Source organism: Faecalibacterium sp. I4-3-84 (assembly GCF_023347255.1).
In the GTDB taxonomy this organism is placed as follows: Bacteria; Bacillota; Clostridia; order Oscillospirales; family Ruminococcaceae; genus Faecalibacterium; species Faecalibacterium taiwanense.
On record NZ_CP094466.1, the window covers coordinates 1,482,425 to 1,499,224 of the forward strand.

General features: G+C 49.6%; 16 protein-coding genes. 10 read left to right on the forward strand and 6 right to left on the reverse strand.

Annotated features, from left to right (window positions below; all coding sequences use genetic code 11):
* Positions 1 to 4: 4 nt before the first annotated feature.
* From MTP41_RS07370 to MTP41_RS07385, 4 genes are all read right to left on the reverse strand, one after another.
* Positions 5 to 1,195, reverse strand: coding sequence for a recombinase family protein (locus tag MTP41_RS07370; RefSeq protein WP_009322890.1), 1,191 nt, complete (start codon positions 1,193 to 1,195; stop codon positions 5 to 7).
* Positions 1,196 to 1,451: 256 nt separating this feature from the next.
* Complete coding sequence (locus MTP41_RS07375; RefSeq protein ID WP_249236515.1) at positions 1,452 to 4,091, reverse strand: DEAD/DEAH box helicase; 2,640 nt, start codon at positions 4,089 to 4,091, stop codon at positions 1,452 to 1,454.
* A 15-nt stretch (positions 4,092 to 4,106) separates the two neighbouring features.
* Positions 4,107 to 5,693 carry a site-specific DNA-methyltransferase gene (locus MTP41_RS07380; protein WP_177896389.1) on the reverse strand — a complete coding sequence of 529 codons (1,587 nt, stop codon included), beginning with the start codon at positions 5,691 to 5,693 and terminating at the stop codon, positions 4,107 to 4,109.
* Positions 5,694 to 5,978: 285 nt separating this feature from the next.
* Positions 5,979 to 6,182, reverse strand: coding sequence for a transposase (locus tag MTP41_RS07385; protein ID WP_009323462.1), 204 nt, complete (start codon positions 6,180 to 6,182; stop codon positions 5,979 to 5,981).
* 430 nt (positions 6,183 to 6,612) lie between these two features.
* Here MTP41_RS07385 and MTP41_RS07390 point away from each other — a divergent pair, with 430 nt between their 5' ends.
* The 10 genes from MTP41_RS07390 to MTP41_RS07435 all read left to right on the forward strand — a co-directional run bounded on the left by MTP41_RS07390 (position 6,613) and on the right by MTP41_RS07435 (position 15,186).
* A complete protein-coding gene (locus MTP41_RS07390) occupies positions 6,613 to 6,942 on the forward strand; it encodes a plasmid mobilization protein (RefSeq protein ID WP_009323461.1) in 330 nt (109 codons plus the stop codon).
* A 20-nt stretch (positions 6,943 to 6,962) separates the two neighbouring features.
* Positions 6,963 to 7,181, forward strand: coding sequence for a hypothetical protein (locus MTP41_RS07395; protein ID WP_009323460.1), 219 nt, complete (start codon positions 6,963 to 6,965; stop codon positions 7,179 to 7,181).
* A gap of 86 nt (positions 7,182 to 7,267) precedes the next feature.
* Positions 7,268 to 7,918: a replication initiator protein A gene (locus tag MTP41_RS07400; protein ID WP_009323459.1), complete on the forward strand. Its 651-nt coding sequence runs from the start codon at positions 7,268 to 7,270 to the stop codon at positions 7,916 to 7,918.
* Positions 7,915 to 8,757, forward strand: coding sequence for an ATP-binding protein (locus tag MTP41_RS07405; RefSeq protein ID WP_009323458.1), 843 nt, complete (start codon positions 7,915 to 7,917; stop codon positions 8,755 to 8,757). The genes MTP41_RS07400 and MTP41_RS07405 overlap by 4 nt, the downstream gene beginning before the upstream one ends.
* Positions 8,758 to 8,781: 24 nt before the next feature.
* On the forward strand, positions 8,782 to 8,988 hold the full coding sequence (locus tag MTP41_RS07410; protein ID WP_009323457.1) for a MerR family transcriptional regulator: 207 nt from the start codon (positions 8,782 to 8,784) through the stop codon (positions 8,986 to 8,988).
* A gap of 127 nt (positions 8,989 to 9,115) precedes the next feature.
* Entirely contained in the window at positions 9,116 to 10,324 is a 1,209-nt protein-coding gene (locus MTP41_RS07415; protein ID WP_009323456.1) for a tyrosine-type recombinase/integrase, read from the forward strand.
* Positions 10,325 to 10,401: 77 nt separating this feature from the next.
* Entirely contained in the window at positions 10,402 to 11,535 is a 1,134-nt protein-coding gene (ychF, locus tag MTP41_RS07420; protein ID WP_097777075.1) for a redox-regulated ATPase YchF, read from the forward strand.
* A 48-nt stretch (positions 11,536 to 11,583) separates the two neighbouring features.
* Entirely contained in the window at positions 11,584 to 13,500 is a 1,917-nt protein-coding gene (locus tag MTP41_RS07425; RefSeq protein ID WP_242959184.1) for an HsdM family class I SAM-dependent methyltransferase, read from the forward strand.
* On the forward strand, positions 13,490 to 14,476 hold the full coding sequence (locus MTP41_RS07430) for a restriction endonuclease subunit S (protein ID WP_097777076.1): 987 nt from the start codon (positions 13,490 to 13,492) through the stop codon (positions 14,474 to 14,476). The genes MTP41_RS07425 and MTP41_RS07430 overlap by 11 nt, the downstream gene beginning before the upstream one ends.
* Before the next feature lie 26 nt (positions 14,477 to 14,502).
* Complete coding sequence (locus tag MTP41_RS07435) at positions 14,503 to 15,186, forward strand: 5'-methylthioadenosine/adenosylhomocysteine nucleosidase (protein WP_097774171.1); 684 nt, start codon at positions 14,503 to 14,505, stop codon at positions 15,184 to 15,186.
* Between the two features lie 144 nt (positions 15,187 to 15,330).
* Here MTP41_RS07435 and MTP41_RS07440 read toward each other — a convergent pair whose 3' ends face one another.
* Positions 15,331 to 15,771: a hypothetical protein gene (locus tag MTP41_RS07440; protein WP_044953312.1), complete on the reverse strand. Its 441-nt coding sequence runs from the start codon at positions 15,769 to 15,771 to the stop codon at positions 15,331 to 15,333.
* Positions 15,772 to 15,830: 59 nt separating this feature from the next.
* Complete coding sequence (locus MTP41_RS07445; RefSeq protein WP_249236516.1) at positions 15,831 to 16,619, reverse strand: GGDEF domain-containing protein; 789 nt, start codon at positions 16,617 to 16,619, stop codon at positions 15,831 to 15,833.
* Positions 16,620 to 16,800 lie beyond the last annotated feature (181 nt).

Below are 16,800 nucleotides of genomic sequence, written 5' to 3' on the forward strand. Positions count from 1 at the left end.
GGTATTAGAGATTTTTCAGCTCTTTCAGCAGTTCGCGGCGTTCCGAAGCTGTCCAGCGCGGGTCTAAAATGATATACCCTCTGAAATACTTGTCTTTAGAACGTGTGACCGTGAACCGCTTTGGCATAGCGTGTAGCCTTGCCGATTTGCCGGGTAGTGGCTTTTCATCTAAAATCTGTTGCACCTTCTGCCAATCGGATTTTTTTATGATTGCTGTGTGGTGTTCCTCTTTGAAATACTTGTTGAGCATAGTGTTTTTCACTGACTTATGCTCCCGAAAATCAATCGTACAAGTTTTCTGCATGAGTGCGTCCCCGCAATATTTCTCGTTCCGGAGAATACCGCGAATAGTAGCAGCCCGCCAAAAATCTTTCCCTTTAGGCGATTTGATGCCTTGCTCGGTCAGCGCGGCGGCAATTTCTGCGGGGGTTGCACCTTCCAAACAGCTTTCGTAGATGTACTCAACAATCTTTGCTTCTGTTGGCTCGATCAGCAATCGTCCGAAGTGGTCCCAATAGTAGCCAAGCGTGTTTATCACCGAGAATTGGTAGATACCCTCTGCCATGCGCCAGCGAATACCGTTTTTGATGGCTTCGCTCTTTTGCTGTGATTCCAATTCTGCAAGTGCTGACAAGACCGCTATCAGTAGATTGTTGCTGCCATCCCCGATAGAGGACAGCCCTTCGCTTTCAAATCGCACCGGGACAGGTGGAGTCAAGGCGTTCAGAGTACGCAAATTGTTCAAAATATCAACCGTATTTCTACCAAAGCGATTTATGCCCTTTGTCAAAATTAGGTCAATCTTGCCTGCTTTTGCGTCATCAATCATGTCCTTAAATCCCTGCCGCTTGTTCGTGGAAGTGCCGCTTACGCCGTAATCTTGATAGATTTTTACTAACTCCCAATCGGGATTGCTCTCAATTTTGGATTTGAAATAGACAATTTGCATCTCAAAACTGCCTACTTGCTGTTCTTCCTGTGTGCTGACACGGACATAAGCTGCAACACGCATTTTTCGGGGAGTCTGCCCTTGCGCTTGTACGGCTGGGGGTGGCGGTATTATAATTACACCGCCGCTTTCCCGATTCTTGCGGATTCCGTCATGTATGCGCTCCTTGCGTTCCTCCCGATTATCGGCGCGAGTCTTTTTTCGGCGGGACTGCTCTATCTCTTGAGGGTCAAGTTTCTTTGCCATATAAGCCCTCCCTTGCAGATATACGGATATTCCCGATGTGGTTCATAGGCGGCGCACCTCCTCGCTTACTGTTTTTCATTGGACAATTAACCTCCTTGCTGATTGTTATTTATGACTACCCTGCGGCGCATGAGCCAGGGGGTCACACAAAAGAAAACGAGCAGCAGAATTGCTCCTGCTGCCCGAATCGGCACTGCTTCTTATCGGGGGTAGATTTTATCGCCCCCTGCAAGTGACGGATATATGGTTATTTGATTTACAATGCCTTAACCGTGTCGATAAACTGGCCCATGCTCACCGCACCCGGCAAGAGGTTTTCCTCATTCTCAAATACCATGTAATAGCGGAAATCCTTGCCCGCTGCTGTGCGCCACGCTTGACCGAGTGCGATTTTCTCCCGGCTGTCATCATTTTTCAGATGTTCGCCCTTAGTTTCCGCACAGATGAGCTTGCCGCTCTGGGTCATAATCAGAATATCGGGGTAGTGCTTGATAAAGCCGTTAATTGCAAAGTCTTGACGTGCAATATTTCTGTGCCACCAGCGGACATTCGGCAGGGCGGTCAACTCTACAATCAACTTCTGTTCCAGTTTGTTCATGTCACCGTCCTCTGCTGCATACAGAGAACGGGCATATATGTCGGTATATGTGGCAGGATGGATAGAGGGGCGCAGACGGAAATAGGGCTTGCAGACGATGCGCTCCGTTTCCAGCCACCTTTCAAAGTTTTCTCGATAATGGGATTCCAGTAGCGTTTCAATTTTGGCGCGGATCTTTGCCGCATAGCCCAGCGGGGCTTTCTCCATAGCGGCAAGCTGCGCCTTATCCATATCGTTCACAATGCGGTCTATGTAGGCTTTCAGTTCGGCGGCGTCCACCATGTTCAGCTTGTTAAGCTGATTGAACATCATTTCCTTGCATTGACGTACCCGGCATTCCGGCGGCAGATTGTTGAACCACTCTTTGAAGTACCGCTGTTCGGCGCTCTCCATCTTGAACACCTTTGGCAAACCGCCGTCCTGCTCCCGCACGTCGATTTCGCGGATTTCATCGTCTGCGGCGGCAAAGTCAATATCGTATGCCTTGCCCTTGAGGGTAAAGCCCTCTGCCAGCATTTCCTTGTCCAGCAGTTCAAAAGAACCGTCCGTAAACAAAGATTGCTCAACTTTCAGGAAAAACTGCGGGATTTGCAGCGTTTCAATATCCTCCCGGAACTGCGGGTTTACTTGGAATGATTTCACTTTATCCCGCACCTCCCACGGAAGATTGTCCATCATCGGGTCATTGTCTGTCTGTTGGATAGCGTCTGTATATGCCTTTTCGACCTCTGCGGCAGCGTCCAGCATGGTGTCGGCTTTCGGGGCAGTTTCAGGCGTTTGTGCCTGTTCTCTGCGCCGCTCCAACTCTGCCCCGATAGATTTCCCATCCAGCCCCGAAAAATCGTCCTCGGCGGTTTCCAAAGGGGGTTCCATTTCAGGACACCCTTGTTGATCAGGCAGCGTGATTTGTTCTGCTGGCTGTTCGGGAACCTGCGGTTTTGCGGACTCACCGATCCGATAGTCCTTATCGCTGAATCCTGCGCTGTTCAAGCCCTTGACTATATGCGCCACAGTATTGTTGAAGTCGTTGGAAGAAGTCAGCACATAGGACATATTGAGTGCGCTCTGTGTGTGCTGGCTCGTATGGGGCAGACGGAGAATCCGTCCTAAAATCTGCTCCACGTCAACCTGACTTGTCTTATTGGCAAGAGACGCAAGGATATAGGCAAAGGGGCAATCCCAGCCCTCTTTCAGCGCATTGACCGTGATAATGTATCGAATCGGACAGCTTAGGGACATCAACTCCACATTTTTCAGTTCGTTCACATCAGCGGTACGAATGGCAATTTGCTCGGCGGGAATCCCGGCGTCCACCAGTTTGTCCCGCAGTTTTTCAAAGGTGGTCGCGTCCTCCTTGCCTTTCGGCTGTGCCTGAAACAGCGCGATAGGGCGGATATATTTCCCCGTCTTGGCGTACTCCGCGCTTGCGATTTCTTCCAGTTTGTTCCGCAGGTCGATCGCGTCAATCAGTACCTCGGATTGGCTGTCCCGGTTATAGACGATCACGGGCAGCTTTACCATGTGTTCGTTTTTCAGCTGCACCGCGTCCACATAGGAGATGATATTGCTCTCCTTTTTCGGCGTGGCGGTCAAATCCAGCACAAAGCAGGGATTGAAGTTTTCCAGCATTTCAAGGCTCAATTCCGACCGGGCATGGTGGCTCTCGTCCACGATGACAAGCGGGTTAAGCTGGTTGATGATCTGGAACAGTGCGGTTTCATCCGCTTTTTCAATGGGGCTGTCGGGCTTACCCAGCACCTTTGCAAACTCGGCAAGGTTGCTGTTCTCCTGATAGGCTTTCAAGACCTCCTTGCCGCGCCCACGGAACGAATCGTAGGACAGCACCATAACCGACAACTGCTCCGTTACGGCGGTGGGGTTGAAGTTCTGACCGTTCAAAAGCTCCTGCTTGGTGTAGACCTCCACACGCCCGCCGAAATCCACGTCGATTTTTTGACGGTAGGGGTGCTGCGGGTTCTTCAGTGATTTTGCCGTTTGCGTCAAAATCGCGTCCGACGGAACAAGCCACACGACCGCCTTTGTCTTGGTAGCGGGGAGCGCGTCAAAGATGGGGCGAACGGCGTTGCAGGCAATAAAGGTCTTGCCGCCGCCTGTCGGCACCTTGAAGCAGAGGTTTGGAACACCGGGTATAACGTTTTGGTATAGCCCTAAAGTCGGGGCTGATTTTTCCTGCCAAAACAGGCGAAACGCCGCTGCGTCACTCTTTGTTTCGTTCAGCAGTTCCAGATAGCGGGTCAGGTCCGCTATAACCTTTTTCTGATATGATTTCAGTTCCATACAGCGAACACCCCCTTACAGTCTGCTAATATCGCGCGGAATTTTCTTAAATGTGATGCCCATTTTTGCCAGCTTATCCTCGCTGATAGAGCAGCGGTCGGCGTAGATCACCGTCCCATCAGCTTTTTCCGTAATGGTGGAGAGAAACGCATAATCCAGTACCGTCACGCGCTGCGGCTCGTAGTAGAAGTAATAGCCTGTGCTGTTGTGCTTGCCGAGGTAATACGGATTGTCGCCGATAGGTGGGGCGTAGGGCTGCTTGGTTTCCATGAACCAGATGTATTCCCGGATTTTCTCTGGGGCAACCGCTTCATTCAGGCAATCGCCCACAAGCAGCGGTTCGCCCAAGTCATAAAAGCTGAAATTGCCGCCCGTACCCGCCACGGCATTCTTGCCCTCGCCGTAGCCATTGATAACACGCTTGACGCGTTCGGCGGTGATGCTGTCAGCATAGTCTCCCATTTCAACAAGGATGATTCTTCTGCATCCACCATCATGCTTATTCATGTTAAGAACCGCTTGCGCTGTTGTACCAGACCCAGCGAAAGAATCAAGTACAATCGAGTCTTTTCTTGTAGCAATTTGAATTATACGCTGTATCAATCGAACAGGTTTTGGATAGTCAAAAGCTGTTGGCGTACCGAAGATTTTTCCAATCTCTTTTGTAGCTTCCTGCGAATGCCCGACGCCCTTGTTATCCCACCAAGTCCAAACGTTTTTACCCTCCCGTTCAGATAAGTAGGTCTTTCGACGCGGTATGCCCTTTCCGTCAGCTCCAAACCACATTCGTCCTTCATCACGTTGCTTGATAAACTCACTCTCCACGTTTTTCCAACAACGACCTTCTGGGGGAGTATATCTCGCTCCGCCTGGTGTAATAATTTCATACATCTGGTTCGGACGAAAACCCTGCGCTGTAAAATCGCTCGATGCCCACGGACCACGGGGGTCATTATCTGGATTTTTATAATTCTCGGCATCTTCTTCGCTTAATGCAACTTTGCTTATTGCGTTAGGGAGATAAGAGATGTCTTTACAATACGCGCATACATATTCGTGGGCGGTACTTACCAATTTACGCATATCGGGAGAGGTGCGTTTTTGCCAAACAAATTGTGCCAAGAAATTATTTTCACCAAAAATTTCGTTACATATCATCCGTAGTAATACTTGCTCTCTGTCATCAATGCTGATGAAAATAACACCATCGTCCGCCAGCAGCTTTTGCAGCAGCTTCAAGCGCGGGTACATCATGCACAGCCACTTGTCATGACGGGTCAAGTCCTCGCCCTCTTTGCCGACAACCTCACCCAGCCACTTTTTGATTTTCGGATCGTTGACGTTGTCGTTATAAACCCAGCCCTCGTTGCCAGTGTTGTAGGGCGGATCGATGTAGATGCACTTGACGCGCCCCTCGTACCGGGGCAGCAGGGCTTTCAGGGCTTCAAGGTTGTCACCCCGGATAATCATGTTGTCGCTGCCGTTGTCCTCGCTATGCTCCCCGTTTTCGTCAAAGCTATACTTGCGCTCCAACACCCGGAACGGAACTTCCTGATGATGATTGATAACCTTGCTCTTTCCAATCCATTCAAGTGTTGGCATGGCTGATTTCCTCCATAATCGTGTTATCCTCATTTCAAATGAGGGTTTTTCTACCTTGACCCTCAGCAGTAATGAGGGTCACTCCTGTCTATGCCTGTGCAGTGGTTATTGTGGTGAAAGACCTATCCTGTCTCGGAAGGACTAAATCTTTGTCAAACACTGTCATCGTTTGTCGAATCGACGATTTAGGTAGATTCGTGACAAGGGATCAGTGCGCCCATTCGCACCCGCGAGGTGGAATAGACCCCATTATTTCGAGTTAGAGTCGCTGATATAATCTGCGGCTTATTTTTCATTTTCGGCAGTTTTTTTGATATACTTGCCGTTCTTGATTCTCGCGTCCGCTGGCTTCTCTGCGTCCTCTGGAATCCCCCAGACCGAGCCAATGCGGATAGCACCGGGGACGCGCCCCTCGCCGCACAAAATCTGAATACGGCGGGTGGAGATGCCCCAGCGTTCGGCGGTTTGCGCGATAGATAAATACTTCATGGGTAGCACTCCTGTTGCAGTTAAGTTCCGCGTCTGCTTATAAAATCACAGTATAATTATAATCGTCAAAGCGAATAAAAGCAAGGGCTTTCTGAAAAGTTCAGGAAGTATTTTCAATTCAGACATGAAAGGGGTGTGGGGATTCCCCAACAACAAAATGAGCAGTTCGGGCGCAAGGCTGAACCGCTCATTTTTCCGGTGTGTACGGACACCGGATGTGCTTGCTACTCTCTCAAATCTCATATCCGCAGATACAACGCGCTCCCGCTTTCGCAAAAGCAGGGGCGCATATTTTTTGAAAATCTTCCGTTTCGATACCTGCGTTTTGACTTAAAAATGTCCGTTGTAAAGTGAAAGGAAAAAATTTTTGCCGCCATACTCAACAAACGGCAAAAAGGTGTCCGTTGTAAAGTGAAAGGAGTTCTTTGATATGCCAGACCGCACACGACCCATCCGCAAGGAAATCTGCCTAAATGAGCAGGAATTGAGCGTAGTTCGCCACAAGATGAATCAACTCGGCACCCGCAACTTCGGCGCGTATGCCCGGAAAATGCTGATTGACGGGTACATCATCAAGGTCGATTACACCGAGCAGAAAAAGTTAGCTGCCGCTGTCAGCAGGATTGCCACAAACATCAACCACGTCTGCCGCCGCATCAACAGCACCGGGCATTTCTACGATGCCGACGTTGCCGAGCTGAAAGAACGGATGGCTGACGTATGGGAGCTGCTGAAAGTACAGCAGAGAAACGAATTGTAATTCGGGAAAGGAGTACAGATATGCCGCGCATGAGCAAATCAAAAAAGCTGGAATGGTCGTTCTTCCTGAATGACCGGGGACGCAAGGCGTACAACACGCTCTGCCGCCGCTGCGTCCACGATTGCAAGCAGAGTTTCCGGGCGGTTGTCGTTATTTGCCCGCATTATCAATCCAAGAGGGCAAAAAAGGGTGGTACATCTGCGTACTCCCCTCGCGGACCCGATGGAACGCCACCATGAATACCGCAGACACCGAAAGGAAGTGATACGCCATCTATATCAAGATTGATACCTCGCTCCCACCGTTCATTCCTTTGCCACAATTTATGGTAGTCAGCGAACATTCCATCAACGCTAAACTGCTGTATGCCCTCCTGCTGAATCGCACGATGCTTTCGCAAAAATCGGGGTGGGTATCAGAGGACGGAAATGTGTATGTCATCTACACAATCAAGCAGATGGCGAATGACCTGAATCGGAGCGAAAGAACGGTAAAAACCGCCTTGTGCGAACTGGAAAATGCCGGGCTGCTGACTCGCGTCCGACAGGGCTTGACCAAGGCTAACAGGCTGTTTCTGCAAATACCCGATGGGGTGCAGCTTTCTTCCCCTCTGATGGGCAAAGGCTGCCTTTCAGAAGTGCAGAAAACCGCCCCTCTTGATGGGCAGAAATTGCCCACAAGTAATACTAATACAGAATATAAAGAACAGAGTAAGACCGAAAGAGTAGAGAGTACGCGCCGCCGATATGGAGAGTATCAAAATGTTTTTCTGTCAGGAGAGGAATATTCCCGGCTGGAGACGGCTTATCCCGGCAAAGCTGCCGAATACATTGAGCGGCTGTCCCGGTACATGGCTTCCAATGACAGGCACTATGCCAATCATTACGCCACCATCAAGAAGTGGTTGGACGAGGACAGCAAGGGCAGGAGAGCGAAAAACTACACTTACGACGATAACGAGGGAGAGTGTCTATGAATCCGATTTTTACAAAAATGGTTGATGCCGTTGAAGCGGCTAATGCCGCACCTGACGATTACATCAATTCCGCTGATGGGCTGAAATACTGCGGCAAGTGCCATACGCCGAAAGAAGCCTTTTACCCCGCAGACCTTCAGGCACAGGGCTTTACCAAGCACCCGGTTATGTGCAAGTGCGTCGCCGAACGCCGAGAACGGGAAGAAGCGGAGCGTCGGGAATATGAGAGAATGTCTTACATGACGATGCTCCGCAGCGAGGCGTTCCGCGATATGCCCGCCGCTGGCTGGCGGTTTGAGTCAGCCGCAGTTACAACGCCCCAGCTTGCAAAGGCGAGGGGTTACGCGCAGAACTGGGACGAGTTCAAAAAAGCAGGAATCGGGCTGCTCCTGTTCGGGAATGTCGGCACGGGAAAATCCTATGCCGCTGGATGCATTGCCAACGCTCTGATTGACCGTCTGGAGTCCGTCCTCTTTGTGGGAATGTCTGATGTAGTCAACCGTATGCAGGGTAACTTCGGTTCGGACCGCGACAATTACATGAAATCGCTTATGCGCCCCGACCTCCTCATTCTGGATGATTTGGGGGCAGAACGTAACACCAGCTTCGGTAAGGAGCGAGTGTTCGATGTGGTTGACAAACGGCTGCTGACCGGCAAGCCCATGATCGTCACCACGAATATCCCGCTTTCCGTTATGAAGCAAGCTGTCGATCTGGATGACCGCCGAATTTATGACCGCATCTTGGAGGTCTGCGTCCCGATCATGTTCGATGGAGACAGCTTCCGCAAAAGCACCGCTGCCGACAATCTGAAAACGGCGGCTCGTCTGCTCGGCTGATAAACCCAAGAAAGGAGCTTTTACATGGAGAATTGCATCGGCACAGTTCCGATCCATCTGAAAATGACACTGACCACCAAGGAGGCGGCAGAATACAGCAACATCGGCATCAACAAGATCGACAGTATGCTCCGCTCGCCCAACTGCCCCTTCGTTTTGTTTGTCGGCACAAAGAAGCTGGTCAAACGAAAGGAATTTGAGCAATTCATCAGTGAGAAACTGGTGATATAAGAAGTTCCGAAAAATTTACAAATTGCCGGAGAGTTTTTCACAATAACTACTTGAGGGAATGGACAAAATCTGCTATACTTATCGTGTAGCAGTGCGTCCATTTCCCTTCAAGGGAAAGGAGCATTTCATGGGAAAAAATCTCAAAGGAAAAGACTGCGGTAAGGGTATCTACCAAAGAAAGGACGGTTTATACAGCGCACGATTTGTTGATAAAACAGGAAAAAGGCATGAGAAATATTTTCAGACTATTCCCGAAGCAAGGAATTGGATGGAAGAAGCGAAATATGCCGACAAGCACGAAGAAGTTTTTGTTGCCACCGAAACAACGGTTGACCAATGGTTTAGTTTCTGGATTGAAAATATAGTAGGTGACTTAGCCCCTAATACGCTCCGCAATTATCGGGAGCGATATTCCAAAAACATTCAGCCCGTTATCGGTAGAATGGCGATTGCCAATGTCAAGCCCATGCACTGTAAGCAAGTCTTGATTCGGATGGACGCTGATTATGCTGGTTCTACTATCCGACAAGCCTATATTGCTATGGGCACATTGTTCAAGGCGGCGAAAATGAATGACTTGATTGCCAGACACCCAATGGATGGTGTGCGGTTTACAAAGCCAGTTCGTGCTGTGGATGATATAAAGTTTCTTACTTGCGATGACCAACAACGTTTTCTTGAAGTTGCCCAGCGTTCCCACAACTATAACCAATACGCCCTTATCCTCGAAACAGGCTTGCGTACTGGCGAAATGATTGGATTAACTTGGGATGCGATTGACTTTGAAAAACGAACACTTACGGTCAACAAGACTTTGGAGTTTAGGCACGCTCAAAAATACTGGCGTGCAGGTCCTCCAAAGACTCAACAGAGTTATCGCACAATTCCCTTGACGAACAGAGCCTACGATATTCTGAAAAGCATTTGGGATAGCCGGGATAACAGGAAAGAATCTCCCTTGCTTTCACAGACGCTTGAATACATAGACAGGCGCACAGGCACAACCTCACAGCTTGTTATGCGTGACCTTGTTTTTATCAACTGGCGTACAGGAGAGCCAGCGAAGAACAGCTCCTATGATACCCACCTTTACAAGCTCTGCGACGAAGCAGGGATAAATCGCTTTTGTATGCACGCTCTACGCCATACTTACGCCACAAGAGCCATCGAAAGTGGTATGCAGCCGAAAGTGCTGCAAAAGCTATTGGGTCATGCCAGTATCAAGACAACGATGGATAGGTATGTTCATGTAACTACCGATTCGCTCGACCAAGCTGTACGGCAGTTTGAGTCAAAAGGGTTTTCTGACATAAAACTCAATGCGAAAATGGCGTAAAAATGGCGTAGTAGCCGAAAAGCCAAAACCCGAAAACCCTTGCAAATCAAGGAAAAATCGAAGGAGAATGAGTATATATGAAATTAGGAATCGTCGGCCTGCCGAACGTCGGCAAGTCCACTCTGTTCAATGCCATCACCTCCACCAAGAACGCAGAAGCCGCAAACTATCCCTTCTGCACCATCGAGCCGAACAGCGGCATCGTAGCCGTGCCGGACAAGCGTCTGGACAAGCTGGCCGAGATCTGGCAGACCAATAAAAAGACCCCTGCCATCGTGGAGTTCGTGGATATCGCGGGCCTTGTAAAGGGTGCCAGTCAGGGCGCGGGTCTGGGCAACAAGTTCCTGGGCCACATCCGCGAGTGCGATGCCATTGTGCATGTAGTGCGCTGCTTTGACGATGACAACATCATCCATGTGGTGGAGGATGTTTCCAAGGCTGAGGCCGTGGACCCCATTGCCGACATCGATGCCATCGACTACGAGCTGATCCTGTCCGACCTTGAGGTGGTGCAGAACCGCGCAGGCCGCATGGCAAAGGCTGCCAAGAGCGGCAACAACAAGGGTGCTGCCGCCGAAGCCGCATGGCTGCAGCAGCTGGCCGACCACCTGAGCGCCGGCAAGCCTGCCCGCAGCTTCGATTTTGACGAGGGCGATGCCGAGCAGCAGACCGTGCTGCATGAAATGGGCCTGCTGAGCGCAAAGCCGGTGCTGTACGCCTGCAACGTGGGCGAGGACGACCTGATGGAGGGCATCGAAAACAACAAGTATGTCCCGCTGGTGGCCGCACGCGCCAAGGAAGAGGGCGCACGCTACATTCCCATCTGCGCCAAGACCGAGGAGGATATCGCCGACTACTCTCCCGAGGAAAAGAAGGCTTTTCTGGCTGAAATGGGCATTGAAGCCAGTGGTCTGGACAACCTCATCACTGCCAGCTATGATCTGCTGGGCCTGATCTCCTTCCTGACCGACGGCAAGAAGGAGTGCCGCGCATGGACCATCCGCAAGGGCACCAAGGCACCGCAGGCTGCCGGCAAGATTCACAGCGATTTCGAGCGCGGCTTCATCCGTGCCAGCGTCATTGGCTACAGCGATCTGGAAGCCAACAACTTCGATTACGCCGCCGTCAAGGCTAAGGGTCTGCAGCGCACCGAGGGCAAGGAATACGTTGTCAACGATGGCGATGTGATCGAGTTCCTGTTCAACGTGTAATATAATCTTCTTTGAATCGTCATTTTATACGTAAAGGAGGGCTTAATCATGTCCTTGGCACAGACTAAAATAGAAAAATATACAGAAAAACTCACCGAGCAGGAAATGAGAATTCTTCAATATGGCGAAAATCCCTTTGGATATGTGTATGTTCAGGGTGAACTTACACCAAACTCCGATATTAACTCTGCTCTTAAAACTGCTGGCGGAAAGCCTAAGGAGTGTAATCTTTTTGATTATACTCGCCGTGGTTCTGGTCGTGCCAAGCCGGAGTATGTTATAACATTAAAGCACGACCTTCAGACAATTATTGTTGTCGAATGCAAAAACAGCTCTCGAAAGCATCGTAGTCCAGAGCTCAATCGCCCCAAAGATTATGCGTTGGACGGCGCTCTTTACTATGCAAAATATTTAAAATCCTGCTTCAATGTTATTGCTATCGGTATTTCTGGAGCCCAAAAGTCTTCTGTTTTGGTCGATGCTTGCTATTGGCCTAAAGAGCAGGCTTCTTATATTGATCTTCCCAAGTCTAAAAACATCATTCTTGAACCCGAAAACTATTTAAAGCTCGTCCACGGTGAAAAAGTTCAAAAAGAATACAGTCTCTCTGAAGTCAAAGCGACTGCTGTAAATATTCATGATTCCCTTCGTGTCAATAAAATGACTGAGAAGCAAAAGCCTCTTTTAATTGCTGGCATCCTTATTGCGTTGCAAGATGATTCATTTAGCAATGACTATGACCGAATTTCAAATTTTGATACACTTTTGGATAGTTGTTGCTCCGCAATAAAGCGCGTCCTTAATGATGGTGAAATTGATCGTGATAAAATTGAAGAAATTCAAAATAAGTTTCGAGAAATTCGGTCTGTTATTAAATTACGTGCAACGCCTTTGTCTGATGACAACTCTCTGCGCTGGTATATCAATCAGCTTGAAATGAAAATCAAACCTATGATGGACTATGTTGGAAACACCATTGATGCTCTTGGCATTTTCTATCATGAATTTATAAGTTATTCTTCTGGCGACGGAAACTCTCTTGGCATCGTTCTTACGCCGCAACATTTGACGGAATTTATGGTCGATTTGATTGATGTCGATAAGAACTCCCATGTTGTCGATATCTGCTGTGGAAGCGGTGCATTTCTAGTCACAGCCATGGGACATATGTTCAAGCAGGCCTCCACCCCAGAAGAAATTGAATATATTCGAAAAAACAATCTTTATGGTATAGAACAGGATTCCGATATTCATACACTTGCACTTGCAAATATGATCATGCGAAAGGATGGAAAATCGCATATCATCCACGGTGACTGTTTTGACCCTTTCACATTAAATCAACTGAAAGGAATTCATGATACCGCCGGAAATCCGGTCATCTTTAATAAAGGGCTTTTAAATCCACCCTATTCTCAAAAAGATCATAGTGAACTTGAATTTCTGGAACAAGAGCTTAGTCTCATCACACAAGGCGGCGAGGTCGCTATTGTATGCCCTATGAGTTGTGCGATTGGTACCAAATTCAAATCAATCCGCCGAAGACTTATGGAACATCATACCTTGAAAGCAGTCTTTTCCATGCCTGATGATATTTTCTACGGTCAGGGTGCCGGAACCTGCGTATGTGTAATGGTTTGGGAAGCCGGGAAGCCTCATAATCCTTTGCTCTCTACTTTTTTTGGATATTACAAAAACGATGGTTTTGTAAAACGCAAAAAACTTGGTCGAGTCGATGCATACAACCGTTGGGAATCGATTAAAGCACAGTGGCTGCATCTTTATCGTGAAAAAGAAGTCATTGATGGTGTAACCGCCAAAGCCTGTGTCGATGCCGAGATGGAATGGCTTTGTGAAGCCTATATGAAGACGGACTACTCCCAACTGACGCAAGAAGATTTCCAAGCAACCTTGAACGATTATCTTGCTTATCTAGTTAAGGAAGGAAAAGTTTATGAACCTTGAGCCATTCTCTTGGAAAGAATTCCGATTGGGTGATTTGTTTTTTACTCAATATGGTGTAAATCTTGAACTTGTAAACTGCACGCCTTCTACGTCGCCTAACAGCATCAATTTTGTTGCTCGCACATCTGAAAACAACGGTGTTGTCGCACGTGTTGAACCAATAGACGGTATTGTCCCCCAGCCAGCTGGGACTATAACTTGCGCCGCAGGTGGAAGTGTCTTATCCACATTTGTTCAAACACGCGACTTTTATAGTGGTCGAGATTTATATCTCTTACTCCCCAAGACTCCTATTTCTATTTATGCCAAACTTTTCTGCTGTACTATCATCTCAAAAAACAAATACCGCTATAATTATGGACGTCAGGCAAATAAAACACTTGACGATTTAATTTTAAAACTTCCTGCAAAAGACTGGCAACCAGATTGGGACTATATGGACCTGTATATTCGTTCTCTTCATCATAAACCAATTCATACCTTTATTCCATGTGTCATACAAACCCTCAATCCTTTCTCTTGGGAAGAATTTATGTTAGGCGATCTTTTTTCAATTGAAAAAGGGAAACGTCTTACAAAAGAGAATATGTTTAATGGCCCTGACAATTATCTTGGCGCTATCAGCAGCAACAATGGCGTCCGACAAAAAATAACCGCAGATTTTTTATGGGTTCCCAACTGTATCACTGTTAATTATAATGGCAGTGTTGGTGAAGCATTTTATCAATCCGAACCATTTTGGGCTTCTGACGATATCAATATACTTTATCCAAAGAACTGGACCCTCAATAAGTATATTGGTCTTTTCATTGCGACCGTTATAAAATTGGAACGGCCAAAGTACAATTATGGGCGAAAATGGACAAAATCTATTATGGAAACTTCTATTATTAAGTTGCCATCAAAAAATCATTCTCCCGATTTTGATTGTATGGAACGTTATATCAAATCTTTGCCTTATAGTGACCGAATCTGACTGTCAGAAGTGGAGTGTAAAATCTTATGATCTTTGGTATTATGGGCGCAATGCCCGATGAAGTCGATCAGCTGTGTGCAAAGCTGGAAAACGTCACCGTGGAGCCCTACGGCGGCGTGGATTACCACAAGGGCACGCTGGCCGGCAAACAGGTGGTGGTGTGCTGTGCCGGCATGGGCAAGGCCAATGCCGCCGCCACCACGCAGGTGCTCATCACAAAATTCGGCGCGGAGAAGATCATCTTTTCCGGCATCGCAGGCAATATGACCTCGAAGATCGGCATTGGCGATGTGGTCATCGGCAAGACCGTGCTGTACCACGACGCACAGCTGGACATGATCTGCCAGAACCCGCCGTTCCTCAAGGAATACACCGGCGACCCGGAGCTGATCGCTGCCGCCGAAAAAGCCTGCGCCGAAGCGGGTGTGAAGGCTCTGGTGGGCAAGATCGCCACCGGCGACCTGTTTGTGGGCGACAGTGAAACCAAGGCTGCCATTGAAGCCAAATGCGCCCCCGACTGCGTGGAGATGGAAGGTGCCGCTGTGAGCCAGATCGCCGCCAAGAACGGTGTGCCCTGCGTCATCCTGCGCGCCATGAGCGACAACGCTGACGAGGACGGCCACGAGGTGCTGGTGGTGAAAAAGTTCAGCATTGCGGAATATGTAGCCACCGCCACCAAGATCGTGGCAGCAATGGTGGAAGCACTGTAAAAAAGAACCCTCTCAGTCGATGCTTAGCATTGCCAGCTCCCCCGAAAGGGGGAGCTTTTGACATTCCGGAAACGTTTTCCGTTTTGCCAATGGCTCGCCCTTCGGGAGAGCTGGCGAACAAAGTGAGCCTGAGAGGGTTTTCTTTTACAAGAACTGTTCCAGCTTTACCCGGCTATCCTCCTGAAACTCCTGCAGTCTTTGGGCAAGGCGCTTTGCGCCGGGCGCGGCATTGGGGTAATCCTTCTGGGCCTTTACGCAGTCCACCACCCCCATGCCGCTGCCCTGTGTGAGCATCTCGGCCAGATTGCGGGTGGACTTGTCCGTGAGGGTCTTCATACTGATGCCCATTTTCGTGTTCAGCTTTGCCATGGCGCTCTGCCCCTGCGCGGTGCCGCCGCAGGCCTCAATGGCGGTGTGCGCTTCCTGATTGAGCTGGTGGTACACATTGCGCTGGCGCAGCAGCTCGGCCTTGAACTGCACATCGTCGGTCATCGGCACGATCTGTTCCAAGGTGTTCTTGCCCATCTCGGTATTCTGCACCACGGCTTCCAGCAGGTTCAGGTTGTCGTTTTTCTGGTTTTCCATACAAAAAATCCCCCTTCTGGCCTTAGTCTGCGCCAAAAGGGGGATTTTATACACTGGTTTTATTCTGCACGCATCTGATCGCCGCCGGCGTTCTGTGCCTCCCGCAGGCGTGCGTCGCACAACTCGTACAGTGCCTGCCAGTTCTTGGCCTGCACATCCTCAAGGCTCGCCACGCCGCAGCTCAGGGTAAAGGGCACCCGGCGCATCATGCCGGTGGTGGTGATGCATTCCCGGGGCATCTGCCGATACAGGTTCTGCATTTCCTCTGCCAGCTGCTTGCCGTCGGCATCCAGACAGCCCACCGCAAAGATGCTGCCGGTCAGGCGGCAGACCACGCGGGCCGCAGGGGTATCAAAGCTCTTTTTCCACTGGTTGCCCACAAAGCAGTGCAGCTGGTCCATCACAGGCTGGCCGTAGGTATCCCGCAGCTTCTGGCCGTTGTCGATGCTCACCAGCGCCACAGCCGCCTTGCGGCCCTGCGTTGCACACTGTTCCAGCTTTTGGGCAAACACCGTTTCCAGATAGCGGCGGTTGTACACGCCGGTAAGGAAATCGTGGCTCATATCCTCGCGGCACAGTTCCCGCTCCCGGGGTGTCATGCGCTCTTCCGGCAGCACATTGCCTGCCAGCGGTGCGCACATTTCCAGCTCCCAGCATTTGCCGTCCGCTTCCACTCTGCGGTGCAGCACACAGTCCACACGGCCATTGCGCAGCTCGTAGTCCACCCGCAGGCCATCGTCCTGCCAGCCGTCACAAAGCGGTGCTTCGGTCAGGGTCACTGCCTCAAATACGGCCTGCGCTGAGCGCGCAAGTTCCCGTAGATCCTGCTCGGTACATTCTTTCTTCATGTAATTTTCCCCATCATCTGCGCACGCGGCGCTCCCGTATCCCGCGTGCAGTCACCTGTTCCCCATACGTTCAGGAACCATCTGCCGCATTATGCATCCCGCGCCCGTCCTGTTTCCGGAAATGCCGGGAACGCATCAGGTAAAGAAAAATGGCATAATGCCGCTTTAGCAACATTATACC